This is a genomic window from Lysobacter arseniciresistens ZS79 (genome assembly GCF_000768335.1).
GTDB classification, from domain to species: domain Bacteria; phylum Pseudomonadota; class Gammaproteobacteria; order Xanthomonadales; family Xanthomonadaceae; genus Novilysobacter; species Novilysobacter arseniciresistens.
In genome coordinates, this window is record NZ_AVPT01000008.1 from 62,621 (window position 1) to 87,449 (window position 24,829).

At 71.2% G+C, this 24,829-nt stretch carries 27 protein-coding genes; 18 read left to right on the top strand and 9 right to left on the bottom strand.

Annotated features, from left to right (window positions below; genetic code table 11):
* The first annotated feature begins 6 nt into the window (after nucleotides 1–6).
* The 4 genes from N799_RS06150 to N799_RS06165 all read left to right on the top strand — a co-directional run bounded on the left by N799_RS06150 (nucleotide 7) and on the right by N799_RS06165 (nucleotide 5,212).
* Entirely contained in the window at nucleotides 7–408 is a 402-nt protein-coding gene (locus tag N799_RS06150; RefSeq protein WP_036209439.1) for a SirB2 family protein, read from the top strand.
* Entirely contained in the window at nucleotides 392–2,350 is a 1,959-nt protein-coding gene (locus N799_RS06155) for a pyridoxal phosphate-dependent decarboxylase family protein (RefSeq protein WP_238978800.1), read from the top strand. Before N799_RS06150 ends, N799_RS06155 begins: the two co-directional genes overlap by 17 nt.
* Nucleotides 2,347–3,429 carry a PLP-dependent cysteine synthase family protein gene (locus N799_RS06160; protein WP_036209442.1) on the top strand — a complete coding sequence of 361 codons (1,083 nt, stop codon included), beginning with the start codon at nucleotides 2,347–2,349 and terminating at the stop codon, nucleotides 3,427–3,429. The genes N799_RS06155 and N799_RS06160 overlap by 4 nt, the downstream gene beginning before the upstream one ends.
* 274 nt (nucleotides 3,430–3,703) lie before the next feature.
* Nucleotides 3,704–5,212, top strand: a complete 1,509-nt coding sequence (locus N799_RS06165) for a UbiD family decarboxylase (RefSeq protein ID WP_052101290.1) — start codon at nucleotides 3,704–3,706, stop codon at nucleotides 5,210–5,212.
* On the opposite strand, the gene N799_RS06170 is transcribed toward N799_RS06165, so the two are convergent.
* Complete coding sequence (locus tag N799_RS06170; protein ID WP_036209445.1) at nucleotides 5,164–5,682, bottom strand: hypothetical protein; 519 nt, start codon at nucleotides 5,680–5,682, stop codon at nucleotides 5,164–5,166. The genes N799_RS06165 and N799_RS06170 overlap by 49 nt on opposite strands.
* 139 nt (nucleotides 5,683–5,821) lie before the next feature.
* Here N799_RS06170 and ubiU point away from each other — a divergent pair, with 139 nt between their 5' ends.
* Entirely contained in the window at nucleotides 5,822–6,820 is a 999-nt protein-coding gene (ubiU, locus tag N799_RS06175; RefSeq protein ID WP_036209448.1) for a ubiquinone anaerobic biosynthesis protein UbiU, read from the top strand.
* Nucleotides 6,821–6,830: 10 nt separating this feature from the next.
* A complete protein-coding gene (locus N799_RS06180; protein WP_036209450.1) occupies nucleotides 6,831–7,724 on the top strand; it encodes a U32 family peptidase in 894 nt (297 codons plus the stop codon).
* 42 nt (nucleotides 7,725–7,766) lie between these two features.
* Here N799_RS06180 and N799_RS06185 read toward each other — a convergent pair whose 3' ends face one another.
* The 7 genes from N799_RS06185 to N799_RS06215 form a co-directional block, all read right to left on the bottom strand.
* Nucleotides 7,767–8,216, bottom strand: coding sequence for a CopD family copper resistance protein (locus N799_RS06185; protein WP_036209576.1), 450 nt, complete (start codon nucleotides 8,214–8,216; stop codon nucleotides 7,767–7,769).
* A gap of 125 nt (nucleotides 8,217–8,341) precedes the next feature.
* On the bottom strand, nucleotides 8,342–9,586 hold the full coding sequence (gene fabB, locus N799_RS06190; RefSeq protein ID WP_036209453.1) for a beta-ketoacyl-ACP synthase I: 1,245 nt from the start codon (nucleotides 9,584–9,586) through the stop codon (nucleotides 8,342–8,344).
* A gap of 2 nt (nucleotides 9,587–9,588) precedes the next feature.
* Nucleotides 9,589–10,116, bottom strand: a complete 528-nt coding sequence (gene fabA, locus N799_RS06195) for a 3-hydroxyacyl-[acyl-carrier-protein] dehydratase FabA (protein ID WP_036209579.1) — start codon at nucleotides 10,114–10,116, stop codon at nucleotides 9,589–9,591.
* A gap of 67 nt (nucleotides 10,117–10,183) precedes the next feature.
* Nucleotides 10,184–11,677, bottom strand: coding sequence for an L-aspartate oxidase (locus N799_RS06200; RefSeq protein ID WP_052101291.1), 1,494 nt, complete (start codon nucleotides 11,675–11,677; stop codon nucleotides 10,184–10,186).
* Nucleotides 11,677–12,714, bottom strand: a complete 1,038-nt coding sequence (gene nadA / locus N799_RS06205; RefSeq protein ID WP_036209456.1) for a quinolinate synthase NadA — start codon at nucleotides 12,712–12,714, stop codon at nucleotides 11,677–11,679. The genes N799_RS06200 and nadA overlap by 1 nt, the downstream gene beginning before the upstream one ends.
* A gap of 27 nt (nucleotides 12,715–12,741) precedes the next feature.
* Nucleotides 12,742–13,620: a ubiquinone anaerobic biosynthesis accessory factor UbiT gene (gene ubiT, locus N799_RS14330; RefSeq protein ID WP_052101292.1), complete on the bottom strand. Its 879-nt coding sequence runs from the start codon at nucleotides 13,618–13,620 to the stop codon at nucleotides 12,742–12,744.
* Entirely contained in the window at nucleotides 13,617–13,838 is a 222-nt protein-coding gene (locus N799_RS06215) for a hypothetical protein (RefSeq protein WP_036209458.1), read from the bottom strand. Before N799_RS06215 ends, ubiT begins: the two co-directional genes overlap by 4 nt.
* 222 nt (nucleotides 13,839–14,060) lie before the next feature.
* Between N799_RS06215 and nirK the strand changes: the two genes are divergently transcribed.
* Genes nirK through N799_RS06230 form a run of 3 tightly spaced genes read left to right on the top strand, consistent with a single transcriptional unit; the run spans nucleotide 14,061 to nucleotide 16,961 of the window.
* Nucleotides 14,061–15,584 carry a copper-containing nitrite reductase gene (nirK, locus tag N799_RS06220; protein WP_036209461.1) on the top strand — a complete coding sequence of 508 codons (1,524 nt, stop codon included), beginning with the start codon at nucleotides 14,061–14,063 and terminating at the stop codon, nucleotides 15,582–15,584.
* 1 nt (nucleotide 15,585) lies between these two features.
* The gene (locus tag N799_RS06225; RefSeq protein WP_238978807.1) at nucleotides 15,586–16,386 is read left to right on the top strand and encodes a formylglycine-generating enzyme family protein; all 801 of its coding nucleotides are present in this window, start codon (nucleotides 15,586–15,588) and stop codon (nucleotides 16,384–16,386) included.
* Nucleotides 16,383–16,961 (top strand): SCO family protein, encoded by a 579-nt coding sequence (locus N799_RS06230; RefSeq protein WP_036209464.1) that lies wholly within the window; start codon nucleotides 16,383–16,385, stop codon nucleotides 16,959–16,961. Before N799_RS06225 ends, N799_RS06230 begins: the two co-directional genes overlap by 4 nt.
* 3 nt (nucleotides 16,962–16,964) lie before the next feature.
* Here the strand turns inward: N799_RS06230 and N799_RS06235 are convergent, their stop codons facing one another.
* Nucleotides 16,965–18,380, bottom strand: coding sequence for an aminotransferase-like domain-containing protein (locus tag N799_RS06235; RefSeq protein WP_036209468.1), 1,416 nt, complete (start codon nucleotides 18,378–18,380; stop codon nucleotides 16,965–16,967).
* 122 nt (nucleotides 18,381–18,502) lie between these two features.
* Here N799_RS06235 and N799_RS06240 point away from each other — a divergent pair, with 122 nt between their 5' ends.
* The 9 genes from N799_RS06240 (at nucleotide 18,503) to N799_RS06275 (ending at nucleotide 24,821) form a co-directional block, all read left to right on the top strand.
* Complete coding sequence (locus N799_RS06240; RefSeq protein WP_036209471.1) at nucleotides 18,503–18,853, top strand: hypothetical protein; 351 nt, start codon at nucleotides 18,503–18,505, stop codon at nucleotides 18,851–18,853.
* Entirely contained in the window at nucleotides 18,850–19,056 is a 207-nt protein-coding gene (locus N799_RS06245) for a twin transmembrane helix small protein (RefSeq protein ID WP_036209473.1), read from the top strand. Before N799_RS06240 ends, N799_RS06245 begins: the two co-directional genes overlap by 4 nt.
* A 117-nt stretch (nucleotides 19,057–19,173) precedes the next feature.
* A complete protein-coding gene (ccoN, locus tag N799_RS06250) occupies nucleotides 19,174–20,673 on the top strand; it encodes a cytochrome-c oxidase, cbb3-type subunit I (protein WP_081974739.1) in 1,500 nt (499 codons plus the stop codon).
* Nucleotides 20,674–20,683: 10 nt separating this feature from the next.
* Nucleotides 20,684–21,298 (top strand): cytochrome-c oxidase, cbb3-type subunit II, encoded by a 615-nt coding sequence (gene ccoO / locus N799_RS06255; protein ID WP_036209476.1) that lies wholly within the window; start codon nucleotides 20,684–20,686, stop codon nucleotides 21,296–21,298.
* Between the two features lie 3 nt (nucleotides 21,299–21,301).
* Nucleotides 21,302–21,466, top strand: coding sequence for a cbb3-type cytochrome oxidase subunit 3 (locus N799_RS14660; RefSeq protein ID WP_081974740.1), 165 nt, complete (start codon nucleotides 21,302–21,304; stop codon nucleotides 21,464–21,466).
* On the top strand, nucleotides 21,463–22,422 hold the full coding sequence (gene ccoP / locus N799_RS06260; RefSeq protein WP_036209479.1) for a cytochrome-c oxidase, cbb3-type subunit III: 960 nt from the start codon (nucleotides 21,463–21,465) through the stop codon (nucleotides 22,420–22,422). The genes N799_RS14660 and ccoP overlap by 4 nt, the downstream gene beginning before the upstream one ends.
* A 41-nt stretch (nucleotides 22,423–22,463) precedes the next feature.
* Complete coding sequence (locus N799_RS06265) at nucleotides 22,464–22,715, top strand: hypothetical protein (RefSeq protein ID WP_052101293.1); 252 nt, start codon at nucleotides 22,464–22,466, stop codon at nucleotides 22,713–22,715.
* A 10-nt stretch (nucleotides 22,716–22,725) separates the two neighbouring features.
* Entirely contained in the window at nucleotides 22,726–24,273 is a 1,548-nt protein-coding gene (locus N799_RS06270) for a 4Fe-4S dicluster domain-containing protein (protein WP_036209485.1), read from the top strand.
* Nucleotides 24,273–24,821, top strand: coding sequence for a FixH family protein (locus N799_RS06275; protein ID WP_052101294.1), 549 nt, complete (start codon nucleotides 24,273–24,275; stop codon nucleotides 24,819–24,821). The genes N799_RS06270 and N799_RS06275 overlap by 1 nt, the downstream gene beginning before the upstream one ends.
* Nucleotides 24,822–24,829: the final 8 nt, after the last annotated feature.

A 24,829-nucleotide genomic window follows, 5' to 3' on the forward strand; every position in this document is an offset into this window, starting at 1 on the left:
AGAGCGATGATCGAGTTCTATCCGCAAATCAAGGCGGCGCATATCGGGCTGGCACTGCTCAGCGGCGGCCTGTTCGCACTGCGTGGCGCCGGCGTGCTGGCGGGCATGCGCTGGCCGCACTGGCTGGTGGTGCGCTGGACCAGCTACGCCATCGACACCTCGCTGCTGACCGCGGCGCTGATGCTGCTGACGATCCTCCCCGGCGCGCTGTTCTCCAACGGCTGGCTGACGGTGAAGGTGCTGCTTCTGGTGGTCTATGTCGTGCTTGGCGTGTTCGCGATCAAGCGCGGCCGCACGCGCGCGGTGAAGGCGGCCTGCTACATCGCCGCGCTGGCGACCTTCGGCATGGTCTACACCATCGCCCGTGCCCACCACCCACTGGGGTTCCTGTATGGCCTGTTCGCCTGACATGCCGCTGCCGCGCGCCACCGCGGCCGACCGGCCGTGGCTGGACGCGCTGTTCCTCGGCCCCTACGGCGAGAACGATGCGCTGCTGGAGAAACTCGTGGTCGAGTTCCTGCGCGACCACGTGTACTGGCGCCGCAACTTCCACCCCGAGGACCCGCCGGCGATCTCCACCCGCGCCGCGATGCACCCCGAGTACCAGGCGCTGGAGGCACGGCTGCGCGGCGAACTGCACCAGCTGTCCGCCGCGCTCAAGCGCTCGGTGCCGTTCCACAGCCCGCGCTACATCGGCCACATGGCGTCGGACCTGCTGCTGCCCGGGCTGGCCGCGCAGATCCTGACCCTGCCGTACAACCCCAACAACGTCAGCGAGGATGCCGCGCCGGTCACCATCGAGCTGGAGGTCAAGGCCGGCCTGCAACTGGCGCGCATGCTCGGCTACCCGGACGACACCACGCGGCCGGACTGCGCGTTCGGCCACCTGACCTCCGGCGGCACCGTCGCCAACTACCAGGCGTTGCGGCTGGCGCTGGCGCTGAAGGCGTTCCCGGTCGCGCTGCGCGCCGCCGGCGTGCCCGACATCGACGTGCCCGGCGATGACTGGACCGCGTTCAACCTCGGGCCGGATGCCGGCATCGCCCTGCTCGACCGCGCCAACACGTGGCTTGCCGCGCAGCCGGCGCGCGAGCAGCGGCGCTGGGTGCGGGCGGTGCAGAAGGAACGCCTCGAGTTCCTCGGCATGGTCGACTTCTTCGCCCGCCACCCGGACCTCAAGGTGCCGAAGGTGCTGGCGCCGATCACCGCCCATTACTCGTGGAGCAAGGGCCTGAAGCTGCTCGGCCTCGGCCGCAACCAGCTGGAACTGCTGCCCGAGCGCGGCATGCGGCTCGACGCCGACGCGCTGGACGAGGTGCTGGCACGCTGCGAGCGCGAACGGCAGCCGGTGCTGCTGGCGGTCGCGGTGCTCGGCACCACCGAGTACGGCACGGTCGACCCGGTCGACGCGGTGGTCGACGCGCGCGACCGCTGGACGGCGCAGGGACTTGGTTTCAGCGTGCACGTCGACGGCGCCTGGGGCGGCTACCTCGCCACCCTGTTCCGCAACGAGGACGGCGGCCTGCGCACGATCGACGAGGTCGGCGAGGGCTTCGCCCGCTTCCCGCTGCCGGAGGTGCACGCCGCGTTCGCCGCGCTCGGCCGCACCGACTCGGTCACGGTCGACCCGCACAAGCTCGGCTACCTGCCCTACGGTGCCGGCGCCTTCATCTGCCGCGACCACCGTGCGGTGGCGCTGCTGGCCGAGGCCGCCGACTACGTGTTCCACGACACGCGCGAGGACGATTACCACGCGCGCTACCGCCGGCTCGGCCAGTTCGTGCCGGAAGGCTCCAAGTCCGGCGCCGCGGCCGCCGCGGTCTACGTCACCCACAAGGTGCTGCCGCTCGACCACGCCCACTTCGGCCGGCTGCCGCGGCAGACCGTGCTCGCCGCCGAGGCCTTCCACGCCGGCAGCAAGCGCCTGGCGGCGGCGGTGGACGGCGTCGCCCGCGTGGCGGTGCCGTTCGCGCCCGACAGCAACCTGGTGTGCCTGGCGATCAACCCGGCCGGCAACGCCGACCTCGCCCACGCCAACGCCTTCGTGCGCCGCCTGCACGACGAGCTGCGCGCCGACCCGCGCCAGCCGTTGCAGATGAAGCAGTTCTTCGGCTCGATGACGACGCTGCGGCCGGAGGCGGTCGGCGAGGCCGAGATGGCGCGGATCCTGGCGCTGGTCGGCCTCGATCCCGCCACGCTCGACCCGGATGGCGATGACAACGACAAGCTGGTGATCCTGCGCCACACCCTGATGAACCCGTACCTGATCGACCACACCAACGGCATCAGCTACATCGACGGCTACCTCGACCACCTCGCCCGGCGCATCCGCGCCCTGCTCGCGCCATGACCGGCGAGGCCGCCCTGCGCGAGTGGACCATCGAGGCGCTCGCCAGGCTGCGCCGCGAGGCCGCGCGCTCGGCCGACACCCACCTGCTGCGGCTGGAGTTCCCCGGTTTCCCGGGGATTGGCTTCTACTTCAAGGACGAGGCCGCGCACCCGACCGGCAGCCTCAAGCACCGGCTCGCGCGGTCGCTGTACCTGTATGCGATCTGCAACGGCCGGCTGCGGCCGGGGCAGCCGGTGGTGGACGCGTCCTCGGGCAGCACCGCGATCTCCGAGGCCTGGTTCGCGCGCCTGCTCGGCCTGCGGTTCACCGCGGTGATGCCGGCATGCACCGCACCGCGCAAGATCGCCGACGTGGAAGCGCTCGGCGGCCGCTGCGACCTGGTCGACGATCCCTCGCAGGTCTACGAGCGCGCTGCCTGGCACGCCGCGCAGGGCGCCTGCCACCTCGACCAGTTCGGCCTGGCCGAACGCGCCACCGACTGGCGCGGCAACAACAACATCGCCGAATCGATCATCGGCCAGCTGGCCGGCGAACCGCAGCCGGAGCCGGCCTGGGTGGTCTGCGGCGCCGGCACCGGCGGCACCTCGGCGACGATCGGCCGCTACCTGCGCTACCGCGGCCTGCACACGCGGCTGTGCGTGGCCGACCCGGCGGGCAGCGCGTTCGCCGCCGGCTGGCGCGCCCGCGACCGCGGCGCGGTTGCCAGGGCGCCCACCGTGATCGAGGGCATCGGCCGCGCCCGGGTCGAGCCGGGCTTCGTGTTCGAGGTGGTCGACGAGGTCGTTGAAGTACCCGACGCGGCTTCGATCGCCGCGATGCGACTGCTGGAGGAACAGATCGGCCGGCGCTACGGCGGTTCCTCCGGCACCAACCTGGTCGCCTGCCTGCAGCTGGCCGCGCGCATGCGCGACGCCGGCGGGACCGGCAGTATCGTCAGCCTGCTGTGCGACCCCGGTGAGCGCTACGACCGCACGCTCTACGACCCGCAATGGCTGGCCCGCGCCGGCATCGACCCGGCCCCGGCCGAGGCGGCGTTGCGCCGGACGCTGGCGAGCGGCGCATGGCACGCGCTGGCCTGAGCCCTGACAGCGCCATGTAGGAGCGACGCAAGTCGCGACCGCGCAGACGGGTCGAACGCCTCGCAACGGGCAACCTGCTGGATACGCCCGGAGCCGGCTTCGTGGGGGCTGCACCGCAGGCAATGTGCTGCGTCTCCGACAACGACTGCATGTTCGCGACTTACGTCGCTCCTACAGGGGATGGGGTATCTGCGGACGGCGCACTTGACCGACATCAGGGCCGCTTCGCCGCCGCGCCACGATGCTGTCGCGTTCCTCACGCCGCGACGCATCCATGGCCGACCACGACCTCCGCTCCTTCCTCGCCCGCCTCGAAAACGCCGGCCAGCTGCGGCGGGTCGCCGCGCCGGTCGACCCCGAGCTCGAGTCGACCGCGCTGTGCCTGCGCGCCCTGCGCGAAGGCGGTCCGGCACTGCTGATGGAGCGCCCGGTCGGCAGCGACCACCCGCTGCTGGGCAACCTGTTCGGCCATCGCGACCGGATCGAGGCGGCACTGGCCGGGCGGCCGCTGGCCAGCCTGCGCGAGCTGGGCGAGCTGCTGGCGGCGATCCGCGAACCGCGCTGGCCATCCAGCCTCAAGCAGGCGCTGTCGAGCTGGCCGGAACTGGCGCAGCTGGCCCACGTCGCACCGCGCCGCGTAGCCGGGGCGGCGTTCAACGAGGAGATCCTCGGCCCCGGCGACATCGACCTCGACCGGCTGCCGATCCAGCGCTGCTGGCCGGGCGACGCCGGCCGCCTGGTCACGCTCGGGCTGGTGATCACCCGGGGCACCCGCAAGCCGCGGCAGAACATCGGCATCTACCGGATGCAGGTGATCGGCGCCAACCGGTTGATCATGCGCTGGCTGCCGCATCGCGGCGGCGCGCTCGACTTCGCCGACTGGCAGGCCGCGCATCCCGGGCAACCGTTCCCGGTGCTGGTGGCGATCGGCGTCGACCCGTGCACCACGCTGGCCGCCGTGGCGCCGGTGCCCGACACGCTGTCGGAGTTCGAGTTCGCCGGACTGCTGCGCGGCGAACGTACCCGCACCTGGCACAGCGACCGCACCGGACTGGATGCGCCGGCCGGCGCCGAGATCCTGATCGAGGGCGTGATCCATCCCGGCGACACCGCGCTGGAAGGTCCGTTCGGCGACCACACCGGCTACTACAACGCGGCCGACCACTTCCCGGTGCTCACCATCGAGCGCATGCACCTGCGCCGCGGTGCGATCTACCAGGGCAGCTACATGGGCCGCGCGCCGTTCGACGAGCCCTCGGTGCTGGCATCGGCGCTGAACGAGGTGTTCGTGCCGCTCCTGCGCAAGGTGTTCCCGGAGATCGTCGACTTCTTCCTGCCGCCGGAGGCGTGCTCCTATCGCATCGCGGTGGTGTCGATCCGCAAGCAGTACGCCGGCCACGCGCGGCGGATGATGATGGGCGTGTGGTCGTACCTGCGGCAGTTCACCTACACCAAGTTCGTGATCGTGGTCGACGACGACATCGACGCGCGCGACTGGCCACAGGTGCTGTGGGCGATCTCGACCCGGGTCGACCCGGCGCGCGACACCATGCTGGTCGAGAACACCCCGATCGACTACCTCGACTTCGCCACGCCGGTGGCCGGCATCGGCTCCAAGCTCGGCATCGACGCCACCCACAAGTGGCCAGGGGAAACCGCGCGCGCCTGGAGCCGGCCGATCGTGCCCGACCCCGCGGTCGAACGCCGGGTCGACGCGCTGTGGTCGACGCTGGCTCAGCCGCCGGGGACGACGAACTCCGGATCGTCGAACAGCCGCGCGTAGTCGGCCAGCGCCGCGCGCATCGGCGCGACCGGCGCGGTCGCCGCGGGGTTGTCCGCGAGCGCGCGAGCGCCGCCCATCAGGCGGGCCAGCACGTCGTGCAGGGCCGCGTCGGGCTCGGGGTCGAGCTTGCAGTTGGCGAACATGTATGCGGCCGCGCCGTTGACCGCGTCGGCCAGCTTGCGCACCTGCACCGGGTCCAGATGGGCGTGCTCGTGGTGGCCGAGCGCCTCGACCGCCGCGGCCATCCGCCGCATGCCCTCGCGCAGCGGTGCATCCGGCTGCCAGCGCACGTGGTCGGCGGCGATTTCGGGCGCCGGGCTGGCGCCATGGCCGGCGTGCGCGGCGTGATCCACCGGCTGGTGGGCGACGTGCTGGCCGGCCGCGCCGTGATCCACCGGCGCGTACGTCGCCGCGACCTCCCCGCCCCACAACAGCATCGGCACGATCATCATCGCGGTCACTCGCTTCATGTCGGTTCTCCGGTGGGCGGCACGGCGCCCGTTGCATCGCAGCCTATCCCGCCGCCGGCGCCGATCACCTGATCCACGTCAATGACGCGGACGCGCGCCGGCACCGACCATGCCCCATTCACGTTTCGGGGATCAGCGCATGCAGCTCGTGTGTCCCGCCGGCAACCTGCCGGCCCTCCAGGCGGCGGTCGATGCCGGCGCCGACGCGGTCTACGCCGGCTTCCGCGACCAGACCAACGCGCGCGCCTTCCCCGGCCTCAACTTCAGCGACGACGAACTGCGCGCCGGCATCCGCTACGCGCACTCGAAGAACGCGAAGGTCTACCTCGCGCTCAACACCTATCCCGACAGCGTGCGCCTGGCGCAGTGGCACGCCGCGGTCGACAAGGCCGCGGAGCTGGGCTGCGATGCGATCATCGCCGCCGAGATGGCGGTGCTCGACTACGCCGCGCGCAGCCATCCGTCGATGCCGCGGCACCTGTCGGTGCAGGGCTCGGCAACCACCGCGCCGGCGCTGCAGTACGCATTCGAGCGCTTCGGGGTGGCTCGCGCGGTGCTGCCGCGGGTGTTGTCGATCCAGCAGGTCGAGCGCCTGTGCGAGCGCGCACCGGTGGCGATCGAGGTGTTCGCGTTCGGCAGCCTGTGCATCATGGTCGAGGGCCGCTGCCAGCTGTCCAGCTACGTCACCGGCGCCTCGCCGAACCGCCACGGCGTGTGCTCGCCGGCGAAGTTCGTGCGCTGGGACGAGTTCGACGACGGCAGCCGCACCGCGCGTCTCAACGAGGTGCTGATCGACCGCTTCCAGCCCGAGGAGCCGGCCGGCTACCCGACGGTCTGCAAGGGCCGCTTCGACGTCGGCGGCGAAACCTTCCACGCGCTGGAGGAGCCGACCAGCCTCAACACGCTGGAGCTGCTGCCGCGACTGGCGCAGGCCGGCGTCGCCGCGCTCAAGATCGAAGGCCGCCAGCGCGGCGTCGCCTACGTGTCCTCGGTCACCCGCACCTGGCGCACGGCAATAGACCGCCACCGCGCCGACCCGGCCAACTGGACGCTGCGCGAGGACTGGCAGCGCAATCTGTCGGCGCACGCCGAGGGCCACCAGACCACGCTCGGCCCGTACCACCGCGCTTGGCATTGAGGAGACGCGCATGAAACTCAGCCTCGGACCGCTGCAGTACTTCTGGCCGCGCGAGCAGACGCTCGCGTTCTACCGCGAGGCCGCCGACTGGCCACTGGACGTCATCTACCTGGGCGAGACGGTGTGCAGCAAGCGCCGCGAGCTCGGCACGAAGGACTGGATCGACCTCGCCGGCGAACTCGCCGCCAGCGGCAAGCAGATCGTGCTGTCGAGCCTGGCGCTGATCGAGGCCGAATCCGAACTCGGCGTGCTCGGCCGCCTGGTCGAGGAGGGCGGTTGCTGGATCGAGGCCAACGACCTGTCGGCGGTGCAGCTGTGCCGCAAGGCCGGGCTGCCGTTCGTCGCCGGGCCGACGCTCAACGTCTACAACCACCACGCGCTTGCGATGCTGGTCGAGGACGGCCTGCGGCGCTGGGTGCCGGGCGTGGAACAGGGCGAGCAGCTGATCCGCGAACTGCGCGACGCGATGCTCGCCGACGGCCACACCATGCCGGAACTGGAGGTGATCGTCTGGGGCCGGCTGCCGCTGTCGTTCTCGGCGCGCTGCTTCACCGCCCGCGCGCTCGACGTGCCGAAGGACCAGTGCGGCTTCCGCTGCATCGACTATCCGGACGGCATGCCGCTGGCCACGCGCGAGGGCCGCTCGTTCCTGCGCGTCAACGGCATCCAGGTGCAGGGCGAGGAGATCACCGACCTCGGCCCCGAACTGCCGGCGCTGCGCGCGCTCGGCGTCGACCTGCTGCGGATCTACCCGCAGGTGCAGGGCTGCCGCGAGGTGGTCGAGCACTTCGACCTCGCCCGCGGCTCGATGACCCCGCCGCCGCGGATCGGCGCCCGCAACGGCTACTGGTACGGCGAACCGGGCATGCGGCCGGTGGCGCCGGGAACGCCCGAGCCGGCCTGACGCCCGCTCCGTACACACCGGGGGAGCGACGCGGATCCGGCCTCACCACTGCAGGAAGAACATCGCCTTGGCCAGCGCCACGATGCCGACCACGTGGGCGAACACGCTGAGGTGGATGTTGCGCGACAGCCGCGCCCGCAGCCGCCCCCGCTGGCGCAGCACCATCACCGTCAGGAAGTGCCCGAACACACTCAGCGCCAGCGTGATCTTGACCGTCAGCAGCAGCCCGAAGCTGCTCCCCAGCGGGTCGGCCAGCACGCCGCGGTGGAACCAGGCCATGCCCAGCCCGCTGCCGTAGAGCAGCAGCAGCACCCAGGGAATCACCTGTCGTGCCCGCTGGCCGACGGCGCCCTCGACCAGCACCATCACCCGCCGGGGCACGTGCCGGCGCACGCCTTCGAGGATCACCACCTCGAAGAACACCGTGCCGGCGAACGCGATCGCACCGAACAGGTGCAGCAGTTGCAGCCAGGGGTAGGCGTGGGCGGGCATGGCCGCATCATCGCGCGTGGTGGCGACGGCGGTTTTGATGCAGGTCAAAGGGTGTGCCGGACGGCGGCGGTGGCCGCCCGGCGAAGGTCGGAGCAGCTGCAGCCGCGATCGCGACGCCGGCGCGGCTACACCGCGCCGAACACCAGCGTCGCGTTGGTGCCGCCGAAGCCGAAGCTGTTGGACATCACCGTCCTGAGCTTCGCCTCGCGGCTCTCGCGCAGGATCGGGAAGCCCTCGGCCTTCGGGTCGAGCGTCTCGATGTTGGCCGAGCCGGCCATGAAGCCGCCACGCATCATCAGCAGGCAGTAGATCGCCTCGTGCACGCTGGCGGCGCCGAGCGAGTGCCCGGTCAGCGCCTTGGTCGACGACAGCGGCGGCACGTCGTCGCCGAACACCTCGCGCACCGCGCCCAGTTCGACCACGTCGCCGACCGGGGTCGAGGTGCCGTGGGTGTTGAGGTAGTCGATCGTGCCGACGCCCTGCCCGTCCACGCCTGCCAGCGCCTGCTTCATGCAGCGCACTGCGCCCTCGCCCGAAGGCGCGACCATGTCGACGCCGTCGGAGGTGACGCCGTAGCCGACCAGCTCGGCGATGATCTCGGCGCCGCGCGCCTTGGCGTGCTCGTACTCCTCCAGCACCAGCATGCCGCCGCCGCCGGCGATGACGAAGCCGTCGCGGTCGACGTCGTACGGCCGCGACGCGCTTTCCGGCGTGTCGTTGTGCCGGGTCGACAGCGCGCCCATCGCGTCGAACTGCGAGGTCATGCCCCAGTGCAGCTCCTCGCCGCCGCCGGCGAACATCACGTCCTTGACCCCGTGGCGGATCAGGTCGGCGGCCGCGCCGATGCAATGCGCCGAGGTCGCGCAGGCGGCGGAGATCGAGTAGCTCAGGCCGCGGATGCCGAACGCGGTCGACAGCGCCGCCGACACGGTCGAACCCATCGTGCGCGGCACCATGTACGGGCCGACCTTGCGCACGCCCTTCTCGCGCATCAGGTCGCCGGTGGCGATCTGCCATTCCGGCGAACCGCCGCCGGAGCCGGCGATCAGGCCGCTGCGCTCGCCGCGGACCTGCTCGTCGCCCAGCCCGGCGTGCGCGATCGCGTCGCGCATCGCCACGTACGCATACGCGGCGGCATCGCCCATGAAACGCTTGAGCTTGCGGTCGATCTGCTCGACCAGGTCGATCTGCGGCACGCCGGCGACGTGGCTGCGCAGCCCCATCTCGGCGTATTCCGGCACCAGCCGGATGCCCGAGCGCAGTTTGCGCAGCGATTCGGTGACGCTGGCGGCGGCGTTGCCGATGCACGACACCACGCCCATGCCGGTGACGACGACCCGGCGCGGCGCGCCGGCGGTGATGGCAGCCATGCTCAGAACCCTTCCGTCGAGGTGAACAGGCCCACTCTAAGGTCGGAGGCCGTGTAGATCTCGCGACCGTCGACCAGGGTGCGGCCGTCGCCGATGACCAGGGCGAGCTTGCCGCGCATCACCCGGCGGATGTCGATCTCGTAGGACACCACCTTCGCGTCCGGCAGCACCTGGCCGGTGAACTTCACCTGGCCGACGCCGAGCGCGCGGCCGCGGCCGGGTTCGCCCAGCCACGGCAGGTAGAAACCGCACAGCTGCCACATCGCGTCGACGCCGAGGCAGCCGGGCATCACCGGGTCGCCCTCGAAGTGGCATTCGAAGAACCAGAGGTCGGGACGGATGTCGAGTTCGGCGCGGATCACGCCCTTGCCGTACTTGCCGCCCTCGGTCGAGATCTCGGTGATGCGGTCGAACATCAGCATCGGCGGCGCCGGCAGGCGCGCGTTGCCGGGGCCGAACATCTCGCCGCGGGCGCAGGCCAGCAGCTGGTCACGGTCGAACGAGGAAGGGCGGTGGTTGGGGTCGGGCACAGGCAGGTCCGCGTTGTTCACAAGCCGCAATTCTGCCGGTTTGGCGCGAAACATGTGTTGACAGCGATCAACCGCCTGATCCATACGCGTACGCACTGACGGCCGCGCCGTCCGCGTCGCCGAGCACCTCGAGCGCGGTGTCGGAGCGCCAGTGGGCGCCCAGGCACACCCTCCGTCGCCTCGCGGCACGTACGATGGCCGCCGCCAGCCGCGCCTGCCAGCCGGTTTCCGCGAGGGCCGCCAGCGCGTCCTCGGCCGCCGCCAGCGCGCTGCCGGTGCGGACCGGGCCGGCCGCGTCCCACATCAGCTCGCGCAGCCGTGCCAGCGCGACCGGATCCAGTCCGCCGCCGCGCTCGACCTGCTCCACCTCGCCGACCGCGCGCACCGCGGTGCGGTGGGCGGCCAGGTGCGCACCGAGCCGGCGGCCGAACACGACTCCTTCCAGCAGCGAGTTGCTGGCCAGCCGGTTGGCACCGTGGACGCCGTTGGCGGCGACCTCGCCGACCGCGTACAGGCCGTGCAGCGTCGTGCGCCCGAGCGGATCGCAGGCCAGCCCGCCCATGTGGAAGTGGGCGGCGGCGGTCACCGGGATCGGCTCGTGGGCGGGGTCGATGCCGTGCGCCCGGCAATGGGCCAGCACGGTCGGGAACTCGTTCGGCCAGTCGATGCCGGTCCAGCGCGCGTCGAGCCGGGCGCCCCCTTCCTGCCCGGCCTGCCACACCCTGCGGGCAACCACGTCGCGCGGGGCGAGGTCGCCCAGCGGGTGCAGCCCTTCCATCAGCGCGGCGCCGTCGATACCGACCAGCCGCGCCCCGCGCCCACGCAGCGCCTCGGTCACCAGCGGCAGCGACGGCAACGCGACGTCGAGCGCGGTCGGGTGGAACTGCACGAACTCCAGGTCGCGCATCCGCGCGCCGGCCGCCAGCGCCAGTGCCAGCCCGCTGCCGTCGGCACCCGGCGGGTTGGTGGTGCGGGCGAACAGGGCGCCGATGCCTCCGGTCGCCAGCACCACCGCGTCGGTCGGCAGCCACTCGCCGCCACCGGCGCCACCCAGGCGAACCCCGCACACGCGCCGGCCGCGCAGCATCAGGCCGTCGACATCGATTCCCCCCCGGCGCTCGATGTGCGGCGCCGCGTCGACCGCCACCTGCAGCGCGGCCAGCACGCGCGCACCGGTGGCGTCGCCGCCGGCGTGGACGATGCGGTCGGCGCGGTGCCCCCCTTCGCGCCCGAGCCGTGGCGCGCCGTCCGGCCCGGCGTCGAACGCCACCCCCTGCGCCTGCAGCCACGCCACCGCGTCCGGCGCGGCTGCCGCCAGCACCCGCACCAGCGCGCCGTCGTTGCGGAACGCGCCGGCCGCCAACGTGTCGGCGACGTGCGCATCGACGCCGTCGCCGCGTCCGATCGCGGCCGCGATCCCCCCTTGCGCCAGCGCGGTGGCGCTGCCCTCCCCCTGTTTCCCCCGTTCCAGCAGCAGCACCCGTCGCGGCGACGCCGCCAGCGCGGTGCACAGCCCGGCGACACCGCCGCCGACGACCACCAGCGGCGCGTCCTCCCCCATCAGACGGTCTCGCGCCGCCCCACCGCCAGCATCCGGTCGAGCGCGGCGCGCGCACGCGCGGCGACGTCGGGCGCGACGTGCACTTCGTGCCGCAGGTCATGCAGGGCGGCGTGGATGTTCGGCAGGGTGATCCGCTTCATGTGCGGGCACAGGTTGCACGGCTTGATGAACTGCACCTGCGGGAACCTGTTGCGCAGGTTGTCGGCCATCGAGCACTCGGTGACCATCGCCACGCGGGTCGGCTTTTCCTTCTCCAGCCAGCGCCCCATCGCGCTGGTGGAACCGACGAAATCGGCCTCGGCCAGCACCTCCGGCGAGCACTCCGGGTGGGCGACGATCTTCGCGTCGAAGCGCTCGCGGGTGTGGCGGGCCTCCATCGCGGTGAATTTCTCGTGCACCTCGCAGGTGCCGTTCCACAGCACCAGTTCGATGCCGGTCCGGGTCGCGACCCAGCTGCCGAGGTAGCGGTCGGGCAGGAAGATCACCTTGTCGCTGCCCGACTCCGCGGCGATCGCCTCGACCACCTGCACTGCGTTAGCCGAGGTGCAGCAGGCGTCGGACTCGGCCTTCACCTCGGCGCTGGTGTTGACGTAGCTGACCACCGGCACGCCCGGGTGCTGGGCCCGCAGCGCGCGCACGTCGGCGGCGGTGATCGACGAGGCCAGCGAGCAGCCGGCCTCGAGGTCGGGGATCAGCACGGTCTTGTCGGGCGCGAGAATCTTCGCGCTCTCGGCCATGAAGTGGACGCCGCACAGCACGATCAGGTCGCTGTCGCAGCTGGCCGCGGCCTGTGCCAGTGCCAGCGAGTCGCCGGTGACGTCGGCGACGCCGTGGAAGATCTCCGGCGACTGGTAGCTGTGCGCCATGATCACCGCGCCGCGCTGCTTCTTCAGCGCGTTGATGGCGTCGATCCACGGCAGGTGCAGCGGCACCTCCATGCAGGGGATCAGCTGTTCGAGCGTCTCCACCAGCGGTGCGTATTCGGTTTCAAGGCCATCGCGCCAGCGCGGCGCGGCCAGTGCGGCAGTTGCGGTCATTCGTTGCTTGCGTCCACAGGGGCGGCGTCAGCCGCGGTCGTATCCACGCGCCGGGGCGTCACCGCCGGCGCGGTGCGCGTCGCGCGCGGCCCGGGCCAGCCGCGCACCGCGGTTCAGCCCGATCCGCACCGCCAGCGGCACCGATTCCCACGGCAGCCGGTCCAGCAGGTTGCGCACGGTCAGGCCGAGCTCGACGTCGCCGGTCAGCACCAGCCGGCGCTGGAAGAACAGGGTGTCGGCATCCTCCAGCCGGGCCGCGAGCAGCAGCAGGTCGGTGGCGGTGCCGCGCACGCTGGCCTCGGCCGTGCCGCCGTCGACGCGCAGGCGGTCGCTGTCGCGCTCGACCACCCAGCGCAGGCCGAGGTCGGTCACCTCGACGCCGAGCCGCCGGCCCTGCATGAAGTCGAGGTCGCCACGCGCCATCGACGCCGCCAGCACCTGCCGGCAGGCGCGTTCGATCACGTGGTGCCGGGCCGCGGCCGGCACCGCCCGCAGCAGAGGCGCGAGCCGTGCCGGGGGCGGCAGCCGGCGAAGCAGGGGGCGCACCGGCGGCGCGCTGGAGAGGGAGATCGGCATGGCCGCCATCGTGCCGGCGGCCGGCGCGGCGGCGCCTTGATCCAGGTCAGCCGGCAGCCCCTGCCGCCGACGCGCGTCGGCCACGGCCAGGGCAATCGCGGCACGCGCGGTGTCGCCAGGCAGGCCGAGGTGGCCGGCGATGCGCTGGGCGCGGCCATGCACGCGCAGCTCGCGCGCGCGGTCGTGCATCGGTCGGCCGACGGCCTGCTTGCAGCGACCCGCGGCCGACGCCAGCCGGCCACGCAACGCCAGCAACGCCAGCGAACCGCCGTCCACAAGGTCGATCGCGCGCCGCAGTCCGGCCAGTGCGACCGGCGCGGCGGCCGTCACCGGCTGCGCCGCCCCAGGGTCCAGGCCGGCGGATCGCTGGCGGGGAAACTGTCGGCGATGGTTTCGTCGACCTCCTGCTCGCGCCGCGCGTTGTCGCGACGCCCCTCGGGCCGACGCTCCAGCCGCACCGAGCGCCCGGCGGCGTGCATGGCCTCGACCACGCTGGCGGCCTGCATCAGCTCGAAGTCGCCCAGGTCACCGATTTCGAATTCGCTCATCTTGCTGCTCCACTGCCCGGGACGGACCCCGGCAGGTACAGCAGACACCCCGCGGAACGGCATGACGATGATCTGGATCAAGCCGCGACCGGGCTCGCCCCCAAGAGCGGAACGCCGGACTGAACAGGCCTTCGCGCCGATTTGATCCGGGTCAATACAGCCTGAACGGGCTCGCCACATGCTTCACCCAGGCAACCTCCAAAACCATCAAGGGGACCACCCATGAAGCCCATCACCCGCACCGTGCTCGCAGCGGTCTTCACCCTTGCGCTGGCCGCCTGCGATGGCGGCGACCCGCCAGCCGGGACATCCAACCCGACCAGCCAGGCCGACGAAGGCGAAACCGGCGGGTCGCGCAAGGGCGATTTCGGCCCGCCGCAGGGCAAGCCGATCAACGCGGTGCTGACCAGCCCGCCGCTGGTGCCGCCGCCGACCGGCCGCGACTACCCGGCCAAGGTCGTGGTGGAGCTGGAGGTCATCGAGAAGGTCATGCCGATCTCCGAGGGCGTGGACTACACCTTCTGGACCTTCGGCGGCACCGTGCCGGGCAGCTTCATCCGCGTGCGCCAGGGCGACACGGTGGAGTTCCACCTGCGCAACATGCCCGACAGCAAGATGCCCCACAACATCGACCTGCACGGCGTCACCGGCCCCGGTGGCGGCGCCACGTCGAGCTTCACCGCGCCGGGCCACGTCACCCGCTTCACCTTCAAGGCGCTCAACGCCGGCCTGTACGTCTACCACTGCGCGACCGCGCCGGTCGGCATGCACGTGGCCAACGGCATGTACGGCCTGATCCTGGTAGAGCCACCGGAAGGCCTGCCGCCGGTCGACAAGGAGTACTACGTGATGCAGGGCGACTTCTACACCACCGGCAAGTACCGGGAGAAGGGCCTGCAGGGCTTCGACATGGAGAAGGCGATCGACGAGCACCCGACCTACGTGCTGTTCAACGGCTCGGAAGGCTCGCTGACCGGCGACAACGTGCTGACCGCCAACACCGGCGAGAACGTGCGCCTGTACGTCGGCAACGGCGGCCCGAACCTGGTGTCGAGCTTCCACGTGATCGGCGAGATCTTCGACAAGGTCTGGTACGAGGGCGGCACCAAGTACCAGGAGAACGTCCAGACCACGCTGATCCCGTCCGGTGGCGCGGCGATGATGGAATTCCACATGGAAGTGCCGGGCAGCTATGTGCTGGTCGACCACAGCCTGTTCCGCGCCTTCAACAAGGGCGCGCTGGGCATCCTCCAGGCCAGCGGCCCGGAGAACAAGGAGATCTACTCCGGCCTCGAGGTCGACGCGGTGTACATCGGCGACCGCGCACAGGCCAACATGGAAGCGGTGGCGGTGGCGGCCGAATCGGCCAGCACCGGCGAACTGACCGTGGAAGAGCAGGTCAAGGCCGGCGAGGCACTGTTCCTGGGCACCTGCTCGACCTGCCACCAGGCCAACGGCGCCGGGCTGGAGGGCGTGTTCCCGCCGCTGGCGGACTCCGACTACATCGCCAACGACCCGCAGGCGGTGCCGCGCGTGATCCTGCACGGCCTGGAGGGCCCGGTGACGGTGAACGGCACCGAGTACAACTCGATCATGCCGCCGATGTCGCAGCTGACCGACGACGAGGTCGCCAACATCTCGACCTACGTCCTCAACAGCTGGGGCAACCCGGGTGGCCGGGTGACCAAGGCCGAGGCCGCCGAGATCCGCAAGACCAAGCCGGCCAACGCTTCCGCGGGCCACTGACGTGAACCGGAGCGCCGTGCTCGCGCTGCTGCTCGTCCTCCCCGCTGCCGGCCTGGTTGCCGGCAGCGGGGCCGGCAGCGGGGCCGACAGTACGGCCTACGCCACGCTGCCCGGCGGCAGCTTCCGCAGCGCGCTCGACTACGAGGACATCGCCGGCAACGTCAAGGTGGCGCCGTTCGCGCTGATGAAGCGGCCGGTCACCAACGGCGAGTTCCTCGCCTTCGTGAAGGACAACCCGCAGTGGCGGCGCGACCGCGCCCCCAGCGTGATGGCCGAGCCGCGCTACCTGTCGCACTGGGCCGGTCCGACCGAACTGGGGAACGCGGCGAGCGCCGCGCAGCCGGTGGTGCAGGTCAGCTGGTTCGCCGCGGCCGCGTACTGCGAGGCACAGGGCGCGCGGCTGCCGACGTGGAACGAGTGGGAGTTCGCCGCCGCGGCCGACGAGACCCGCCGCGACGCGCGCAACGATCCGGTCTGGCGCGAGCGCATCCTCGCCTGGTACTCGCGTCCGTCCGACACCGTGCTGCCGCGCGCCGGCCTGCAGACGCCCAACGCCTACGGCGTACAGGACCTGCACGGGCTGGTGTGGGAATGGACCGACGACTTCTCGTCCTTGCTGGTCGACGCCGACAACCGCAACCAGGGCGACCCGGACAACGCCCGCTTCTGCGGCGCCGGGGCGCTGTCGATGGACGACCGCGACAACTACGCGGTGCTGATGCGGGTGGCGATGCTGTCCTCGCTCAACGCCCCCGACACCACCGCCAACCTCGGCTTCCGTTGCGCCAGGGACCTGCCATGAAACACCTGATGAAAGCCTTCGCGATGGCCGGCGCGCTGTTGCTGGCCGCCTCCACGGCCACCGCGGCCGACGCGCCGCTGCCGCGCGACTCCGTCTACCAGCTTCCGCTGCAGCTGACCGACCAGGCCGGCAGGACCCGGCCATGGACGGCGCTGCGCGGCCAGCCGCGGCTGGTCGGCATGTTCTACACCTCGTGCCAGTACATCTGCCCGCTGATCGTCGACAGCGGCAAGGCGATCGAGCGCCAGCTTTCGCCGGCCGAACAGGCGCGGCTGGGCATCGTCCTGATCAGCATGGACCCGGCGCGGGACAACCCGGCCGCGCTGAAGAAGGTGGTCGACCAGCGCAAGCTCGACACCGCCCGCTGGACCTTCGCCAGCCCCCCGGCCGCGGACGTGCGCGCGGTCGCCGGCGTGCTGGGCATCCGCTACCGTGCGCTCGCCGACGGCGAGTTCAACCACACCAGCGCGCTGGTCCTGCTCGATGCCGACGGCCGCATCCTCGCCCGCACCGAGCAGATGGGCAGCAAACCGGACCCGGAGTTCGTCGCCGCGGTGAAGCAGGCGGTGCGGTAGGTCCTAGACGAACGCGGCGGCCAGCCGGCCCAGCGTCGCCAAGGCCTCCTGCGCACGCGCGTCCAGCGGATGACCGCAGTTGAGCCGCAGGCAGTGGCCGAAGCCGCGGCTGGCCGAGAACACCGGCCCCGGCGCGACGCTGATCCCGCGCGCCGCCGCCTCCCGCTGCACCGCAAGCGCGTCGGCGCCCCCGGGCAGCTCCAGCCACAGGAAGTAACCGCCGGCCGGCCGCGTCACCCGGGTTCCGCGCGGGAAATGCCGCGCCACCGCCGCCAGGCACTGCGCCTGCTGTGCCGCCAGCGCCTTGCGCAACCGCCGCAGGTGGCGGTCGAAGCCGCCGCGCTGCAGGTAGTGGGCGATCGCCAGTTGCGACGGCACGTTGGTGTTGAGCGTGGTGGTCAGCTTGTGCCGCGCGATCCGCCCGGCGAACCGTCCGCCCGCGACCCAGCCGATCCGGTGCCCCGGCGCCAGGCACTTGGAGAACGACGAGCAGTGCATCACCAGCCCGTCGCGGTCGAACGCCTTGGCCGGCACCGGCCGCTCGCTGCCGAAGTACAGCTCGGCGTACACGTCGTCCTCGATCAGCGGGATGCCGTGCCGCCCCAGCAGCTCGACCAGCGCGCGCTTGCGCTCCGCCGGCATGCTCGCGCCCAGCGGGTTCTGGAACGTGCTCATCACCCAGCAGGCCTTCGGCGCGTGGCGGGCGATCGCCGCCGCCACCGCGTCCAGGTCGATCCCCTCGCGCGGATGGGTCGGCACCTCGATCGCGCGCAGGTTACGCCGCTGCAGGATCTGCAGGGTCGCGTAGAAGCACGGCGACTCCACCAGCACCGCGTCGCCGGGCGCGGTGACCACGCCGATCGCGAGGTTCAGCGCCTCCAGCGCACCGTTGGTGACCACCAACCCGTCGGCGTCGACCTGCATGCCGCCCAGCAGGTAGCGCAGCGCGATCTGGCGGCGCAGTTCGGCGTTGCCCGGGGTCAGGTCGTCGACCGTGCTCCACGGGTCGATGTGCGGCGCGGTCGCGGCGAGCGCGCGGCCGAGCCGGTCCAGCGGGAACAGCAGCGGGCTCGGGAAGGCGGAGCCGAACGGCACCAGCTCGCGCGCCATCGCCGCCTGCATCACCTCGAACACCAGGTCGCTGACGTCGACCCGGCGCGATTCGCCGTCGGGACGGGACGCCTGCTCGGGCTCCGGCGGCTGGGCGGCGGCCGCGCGGGTCACGTAATAGCCCGAGCGCGGCCGCGATTCGACCAGCCCGCGCGCCTCCAGCAGGTAGTAGGCCTGGAACACCGTCGACGGGCTGACCCCGCGCGCCGCGCTGGCCTGGCGCACCGATGGCAGCCGGTCGCCGGGCTTGAGCACGCGGCGCCGGATCGAGTCGGCGACTTCCGCCGCCAGGGCCTCGTAGCGCTTCATGGCCACCGGCCGGCGCGCCTGAACAAACCCAACTGATATGGTTTTCGTACCATTTTCTGAGTCTACGCCGGCTGATCCGGTCCACCTATCCTGTCAGCCGTCCCACCCGGTCTTCCGCCTCGATGAACCCGCTGGTCGAACTCAACCTCGCGCTGATCCTGTTCATTCCCTGGTACGCGATCCTCGCCGTGCTGTTCTGGCTGTTCCCGCGCCAGCCGCGCACGGCCGCGCGCAAGGCCTTCGACACCGCCAGCCTGGTGCTGGCGACCGCGCTGTCGGCGGCCAGCATGTACTGGAGCATGGGCGCGGCCGACACCCGCCACCACATGTGGCAGCAGGTGCTGGCGACGTCGGTGTCGTACGGGGTATTCCTCGGGGTGATGGCGCTGGCCGTGCTGCTGCGCTGGCGCTGGCTGCGCAATCGCGCCGCCGCCCCCGGCGACACCACGGCACTGGAGGGCGCGACCCCATGAAGACCCTGCTGGTCGTCGGTTTCCTCGGCGTGATTGTTTACAACCTCGGCGCCGGGCTGTACTACATGCTGGTGGACACCGGCCGCAGCAAGCGCACGGTCAACGCGCTGACCCGCCGCATCGTGCTCTCGATCGTGCTGATCGGGCTGGTCGCGGCAGGGATATTCACCGGCGTGATCGATGCGCATGGCGTCGGTGCGTGACAATAGCCGGGACGCCCCCGGATCCCGCGGCACCGCGCCCGGGGCGAATTGATCCAGATCAAGCGGCCCGCAGTGGCGGCCGCGAAAATACCCGCGACAGCAAAACAAGGTTCTGCCATGACTGCGTATGACTCCGTCGCCGCCGGTGCGCCCGCACCGTCCGGAGGCCACCTCGCGCGCGACGCCGCGCGTGGTTTCTACAACGACAAGGTGGTCCACCAGTTCGTGGTGGCGACCATGTTCTGGGGCATCGTCGGCATGGCGGTCGGCGTGTTCATCGCCGCCCAGCTGTACTGGCCGGCCCTGAACTTCGACACCGCCTGGCTCAGCTACGGCCGGTTGCGGCCGCTGCACACCAACGGCGTGATCTTCGCCTTCGGCGGCTCGGTGCTGTTCGCCACGTCGCTGTACGTGGTCCAGCGCACCTGCCACGTGCGGCTGATCTCCGACAGGCTCGCCAGCTTCGTGTTCTGGGGCTGGCAGGCGGCGATGGTCGGCGCGCTGGTCACCCTGCCGATGGGCTTCACCCAGGGCAAGGAGTACGCCGAGCTGGAATGGCCGCTCGACATCCTGATCGCGGTGGTCTGGGTCGCCTACGGCTGGCTGTTCTTCGGGACCATTGCCAAGCGCACGGTCAAGCACATCTACGTCGCCAACTGGTTCTACGGCGCCTACGTGATCGCGGTCGGCCTGCTGCACATCGTCAACAACCTGGCGATCCCGGCCGGGCTGTGGAAGTCCTACCCGGTCTACAGCGGCGCGGTCGATGCGATGGCGCAGTGGTGGTACGGCCACAACGCGGTCGCGTTCCTGCTGACCGTCGGCTACCTGGCGATGATGTACTACTTCGTGCCCAAACAGGCGCAGCGGCCGATCTACTCGTACCGGCTGTCGATCGTGCACTTCTGGGCGCTGATCTCGATCTACATGTGGGCCGGCCCGCACCACCTGCACTACACCGCGCTGCCGGACTGGGCGCAGTCGGTCGGCATGGTGTTCTCGGTGATCCTGCTGGCGCCGTCGTGGGGCGGCGCGATGAACGGCATCCTCACGCTGTCGGGGGTGTGGCACAAGCTGCGCACCGACCCGATCCTGAAGTTCCTGATCGTGGCGATCAGCTTCTACATGATCGCCACCTTCGAAGGCCCGCTGCTGTCGATCAAGACGGTCAACTCGCTCAGCCACTACACCGACTGGACGGTCGGCCACGTGCACGCCGGCACCCTGGGCTGGGTGGCGATGATCTCGATCGGCTCGGTCTACTCGCTGTACCCGCGGCTGATCGGCGTCGAGAAGATGTTCTCGACCAGGTGGATCGACGCGCACTTCTGGATCCACACCCTCGGCGTGGTGTTCTACATCGTCTCGATGTGGATCGCCGGCATCACCCAGGGCCTGATGTGGCGCGCCACCAACGCCGACGGCACGCTGACCTACAGCTTCGTCGAGTCGCTGATCGCGACCTACCCGTACTACCTGGGCCGCCTGCTGGGCGGGCTGATGATCGTCGCTGGCATGTGCCTGATGGCGTTCAACCTGTACCGCACCTGGCGCACGGCGTCGGCGCCGGCGGCGCACCCGGTGCTGGCCCCGCACCCCGAATCGGCCCGGGCCTGAGGAACGACAGATGGCGTTTGGACACGAAAAGATCGAGAAGAACATCGGCCTGATGGCGGTGCTGGTGGCCGTCGCGGTGTCGCTGGGCGGGCTGGCCGAGATCGTCCCGCTGATGTACCAGGCCGAGGCGATCAAGCCGCTGCCGGGGGTCAAGCCCTACCCGGCGCTGGAACTGGCCGGGCGTGACATCTACGTGCGCGAGGGCTGCTACAACTGCCACTCGCAGATGGTCCGCACCCTGCGCTTCGAGACCGAGCGCTACGGCCACTACTCGCTGGCCGGCGAGTCGGTCTACGACCGGCCGTTCCAGTGGGGCTCCAAGCGCACCGGACCCGACCTGGCGCGCGTCGGCGGCCGTTATTCGGACGACTGGCACCGGGTCCACCTGGTCGACCCGCGCGCGGTGGTACCGGAGTCGAACATGCCGGCCTTCCCGTGGCTGGAAACGACCCCGGTCGACGCCGCGCAGGTCACCACCAGCATGCGCGCGCTGCAGCGCCTGGGCGACCCGTACTCCGACGAGGAGATCGCCAGCGCCGCCGGCGACGTCGCCGGCAAGACCGAACTCGATGCCGTGGTCGCCTACCTGCAGGCACTCGGCAAGAACGCACCGCGCGGGGGCTGAACCATGTTGTCGGGAATCATCACGATCGTGCTGACGCTGCTGTTCGTGGCCGTCTGGGCCTGGGCCTGGCAGCCGCGCCACAAGCAGTCCTTCGACGCGACCGCACGGCTGGCGCTGGACGATGACGCGCCGCCGCAGGCACAGGGTGACCGGGAGTCGCGCGCATGAGCATGGGCTGGAACTGGTTCGTCGCCGCGCTGGCGGCGCTCAACATCTTCGGCGTGGCGTGGCTGCTGTGGTGGACCGCCAAGCGTCGCCCGGGCGACCCGAAACCCGAGGAGACCAGCCATTACTGGGACGAGGACATCACCGAGTACAACAAGCCGATGCCGCGCTGGTGGATCAACGGCTTCTACCTCGCGATCGCGTTCGGCATCGGCTACACCGTCTGGTACGGCGGGCTGGGCACCATCCCCGGCACCAGCGGCTGGAGCTCGGCGGACGAGCACGCGCTGCAGAAGGCCGCTGCCGACGCCCGGCTGGAAGAGACCTTCGCGCCGTACCGCAACGCGCCGCTGCCGCTGCTGGCAGCGGACGAGACCGCGGTGCAGCTGGGCCGCTCGATCTTCGCCAACACCTGCGCGACCTGCCACGGATCCTCGGCGCAGGGCGCGATCGGCTACCCGGACCTGACCGACGACATCTGGCACTGGGGCGGCGAGCCCGAGCAGGTCCTGCAGACCGTGCTCGACGGCCGCGACGGGATCATGCCCGAGTGGGGCACGGTGCTGACCGGCATGGGCGGCGAGCATGCGATCGACTACGTGATCGCCTACGTCCGCGCGCTCGGCCAGCCGGGCCAGACGCTCGAGAACGACTACATGGCCGCGCGCGGCAAGACGCTGTACGACGGCGTCTGCGTCGCCTGCCACGGCGTCGAGGGCAAGGGCAACCAGGCGATGGGCGCGCCCGACCTGACCGACGACTACTGGATGTACGGCAGCAGCAAGGAAAGCCTGCGCCAGACCATCGCCCAGGGCCGCCATGGCGTGATGCCGGCCCACCGCGAGCTGCTCGGTGAGACCCGTGCGCGGCTGGTGGCGGCATATGTCTGGTCGCTGTCCACCCCCCCCGCCCCGGCCGCCGCCGGTGCGGCCGCCAGCGGGTCGGGGTCGGCCCGTTGAGCGTCCAGGCGCCCACGCCGTTCGACCATCCGCCGCGGCCGATGGCGCAGCGGCTGGGGGCGATCCTGTGGCCGAGTTTTTTCGCCGCGGGGGTCTCGACGATGGTGTTCTTCGCCTTCGTCGACCCGCTGGCGCTGCGCGACCTGACCTTCCCGGGTGTCGAGATCACCCGGTCGATGGGCTACACCATCGGTTTTTTCATGTTCTGGCTGGCGACCGCGTCGGCCAGCCTGTTCACCTGGCTGCTGTTGCGCCCGGCGAGCCGCTTCAACAAATCGTTGCCACTGGAGTAATCCCCCCGCGGTGAGCAAGAAGATCGACATCGACCTGCTGGAATCGTCTGGCGGCGATTCGCTGTATGTCAGCGAACGCAAGGTCTACCCCCGCGACGTGTCCGGCCGCTTCGACCGGCTGCGCAAGGCCGCCGTGTTCTGGCTGCTCGGCATGTACTACCTGTTCCCATGGCTGCAGTGGGACGGCCGCCAGGCGGTGCTGTTCGACCTGCCGGCGCGCAAGTTCCACGTGTTCGGGCTGACCTTCTGGCCGCAGGACTTCAGCCTGCTGGCGGTGCTGCTGATCATCCTGGCGCTGCTGCTGTTCTTCGTGACCGCGCTGGCCGGGCGACTGTGGTGCGGCTACGCCTGCCCGCAGACCGTGTGGACGGAGGTGTTCCTGTGGATGGAGCGCTGGACCGAGGGCGACCGCGCCAAGCGGATCAAGCTCGACGCCGGCCCGTGGAACCGCGAGAAGGTCCTGCGCAAGGGGTCCAAGCACATCCTGTGGCTGGTGTTCGCGCTGTGGACCGGCTTCACCTTCGTCGGCTTCTTCACCCCGATCACCGGGCTGGGCGCGCGGCTGTGGCCGTTCGATTGGAACGGCTGGGAGACCTTCTGGGTGCTGTTCTACGCGTTGGCGACCTGGGGCAACGCCGGCTTCCTGCGCGAGCAGGTGTGCAAGTACATGTGCCCGTATGCGCGCTTCCAGAGCGCGATGTTCGACCGCAACACCCTGATCATCGCCTACGACCCGATGCGCGGGGAGCCGCGCGGCCCGCGCAAGCGTGGCCTGGGCAGCGTGCTGGAACGCGCGCGCGGCCTGCTCGACGTCCGTACCGCCTACGACTACGTGTTCCGCGCCAGCAAGCACCCCAGCGCCGCGCAGAACCGGCTGCAGGCGGCCGGCACGATCGCGCTCGGCGACGTCGGCGCCGAGGCCGCACCGCTGCCGAAGTTCGCACCCGACGAGCTGGGTGACTGCATCGACTGCACCATGTGCGTGCAGGTCTGCCCGGTCGGCATCGACATCCGCAACGGCCTGCAGTACGAGTGCATCGCCTGCGGCGCCTGCATCGACGCCTGCGACGACGTGATGGAGAAGATGGGTTACCCGCACGGGCTGATCCGCTACTCCACCCAGAACGCGATCGACGGCAAGCCGAGCCGGGTGCTGCGGCCACGGGTGTTCATCTACGCCGCGCTGCTCGCGCTGCTGGTGGCCGGCTGGACCTGGGGCATCGCCGCGCGCAGCCCGCTGATCGTCGACGTGCTGCGCGACCGCAACGCGCTGTACCGGATGGTCGGCGACGGTGTCGACAACGGCTACACGATCAAGCTGGTGAACAAATCGCAGACCCCGCAGGTGTATACGGTGGCGGTGGAGGCCGGACCGGCGATCTCACTGCGCGGCGGCACCCGCACCGTCGAGGCCGATGCCGGCGCGGTGCTGTCGATCCCGGTGGAGCTGACCGCGCAGGCCGACGTGAGCGGCCGCCACGAGGTGCGGTTCGTGGTCGAGTCGGCCGACGGCACCATCCGCGAGACCGCCGACAGCACCTTCTTCGGACCGATGTGATGAGCCACGCCCCCAACACGCCCCAGTCGCCCTCCGAACCACCGCGCGAACCGGCGTCCTCGCCGTGGCGACAGCCGGTGGTGTGGCTGGTGATCGCGCTGGTCGCGGCAGCGGTCGCCGGCAGCATCGCGCTGCTGGTGATCGCCAGCGGCGACGGCAGCACCGACGCCATGCCCGACCCGGTCCGGCGCACCGCCCAGGTGCAGACCGCTGATCTCGGCCCCGACGCGGTGGCGGCCGGGCGCAAGCTCAGCGCGATCGTGCGGGTCGATGCCGAACAGGGCTTCGTCGAGGCGTTGCCGGTCGGCGGCGACTTCGACCGCGCCGCGCCGTTGCGGCTGGAGCTGCTGCACCCGACCCTCGGCGAGCACGACCGCGCGCTTGAACTGGCGCCGACCGACACCGGCTGGCGCGCCGAGGCCGAACTCGACGGCAGCCATGACTGGAACCTGCGACTGGGCGACATCGATGGCCAGTGGCGGCTGCAGGGCCGGCTGCCGGCCGGCCAGCAGGCCGCGAGCGTGCGCCCGGCGCTGCAGGCGCCGTAGGTGATGCG

Excerpts from the sequence above, each read along its gene's own strand:
- N799_RS06150 (WP_036209439.1), top strand. The coding sequence starts at position 7 with ATGATCGAGTTCTATCCGCAAATCAAGGCGGCGCATATCGGGCTGGCA.
- N799_RS06155 (WP_238978800.1), top strand. The coding sequence starts at position 392 with ATGGCCTGTTCGCCTGACATGCCGCTGCCGCGCGCCACCGCGGCCGAC.
- N799_RS06160 (WP_036209442.1), top strand. The coding sequence starts at position 2,347 with ATGACCGGCGAGGCCGCCCTGCGCGAGTGGACCATCGAGGCGCTCGCC.
- N799_RS06165 (WP_052101290.1), top strand. The coding sequence starts at position 3,704 with ATGGCCGACCACGACCTCCGCTCCTTCCTCGCCCGCCTCGAAAACGCC.
- N799_RS06170 (WP_036209445.1), bottom strand. The coding sequence starts at position 5,682 with ATGAAGCGAGTGACCGCGATGATGATCGTGCCGATGCTGTTGTGGGGC.
- ubiU (WP_036209448.1), top strand. The coding sequence starts at position 5,822 with ATGCAGCTCGTGTGTCCCGCCGGCAACCTGCCGGCCCTCCAGGCGGCG.
- N799_RS06180 (WP_036209450.1), top strand. The coding sequence starts at position 6,831 with ATGAAACTCAGCCTCGGACCGCTGCAGTACTTCTGGCCGCGCGAGCAG.
- N799_RS06185 (WP_036209576.1), bottom strand. The coding sequence starts at position 8,216 with ATGCCCGCCCACGCCTACCCCTGGCTGCAACTGCTGCACCTGTTCGGT.
- fabB (WP_036209453.1), bottom strand. The coding sequence starts at position 9,586 with ATGGCTGCCATCACCGCCGGCGCGCCGCGCCGGGTCGTCGTCACCGGC.
- N799_RS06200 (WP_052101291.1), bottom strand. The coding sequence starts at position 11,677 with ATGGGGGAGGACGCGCCGCTGGTGGTCGTCGGCGGCGGTGTCGCCGGG.
- nadA (WP_036209456.1), bottom strand. The coding sequence starts at position 12,714 with ATGACCGCAACTGCCGCACTGGCCGCGCCGCGCTGGCGCGATGGCCTT.
- N799_RS06215 (WP_036209458.1), bottom strand. The coding sequence starts at position 13,838 with ATGAGCGAATTCGAAATCGGTGACCTGGGCGACTTCGAGCTGATGCAG.
- nirK (WP_036209461.1), top strand. The coding sequence starts at position 14,061 with ATGAAGCCCATCACCCGCACCGTGCTCGCAGCGGTCTTCACCCTTGCG.
- N799_RS06230 (WP_036209464.1), top strand. The coding sequence starts at position 16,383 with ATGAAACACCTGATGAAAGCCTTCGCGATGGCCGGCGCGCTGTTGCTG.
- N799_RS06235 (WP_036209468.1), bottom strand. The coding sequence starts at position 18,380 with ATGAAGCGCTACGAGGCCCTGGCGGCGGAAGTCGCCGACTCGATCCGG.
- N799_RS06240 (WP_036209471.1), top strand. The coding sequence starts at position 18,503 with ATGAACCCGCTGGTCGAACTCAACCTCGCGCTGATCCTGTTCATTCCC.
- N799_RS06245 (WP_036209473.1), top strand. The coding sequence starts at position 18,850 with ATGAAGACCCTGCTGGTCGTCGGTTTCCTCGGCGTGATTGTTTACAAC.
- ccoN (WP_081974739.1), top strand. The coding sequence starts at position 19,174 with ATGACTGCGTATGACTCCGTCGCCGCCGGTGCGCCCGCACCGTCCGGA.
- ccoO (WP_036209476.1), top strand. The coding sequence starts at position 20,684 with ATGGCGTTTGGACACGAAAAGATCGAGAAGAACATCGGCCTGATGGCG.
- N799_RS14660 (WP_081974740.1), top strand. The coding sequence starts at position 21,302 with ATGTTGTCGGGAATCATCACGATCGTGCTGACGCTGCTGTTCGTGGCC.
- ccoP (WP_036209479.1), top strand. The coding sequence starts at position 21,463 with ATGAGCATGGGCTGGAACTGGTTCGTCGCCGCGCTGGCGGCGCTCAAC.
- N799_RS06265 (WP_052101293.1), top strand. The coding sequence starts at position 22,464 with ATGGCGCAGCGGCTGGGGGCGATCCTGTGGCCGAGTTTTTTCGCCGCG.
- N799_RS06275 (WP_052101294.1), top strand. The coding sequence starts at position 24,273 with ATGAGCCACGCCCCCAACACGCCCCAGTCGCCCTCCGAACCACCGCGC.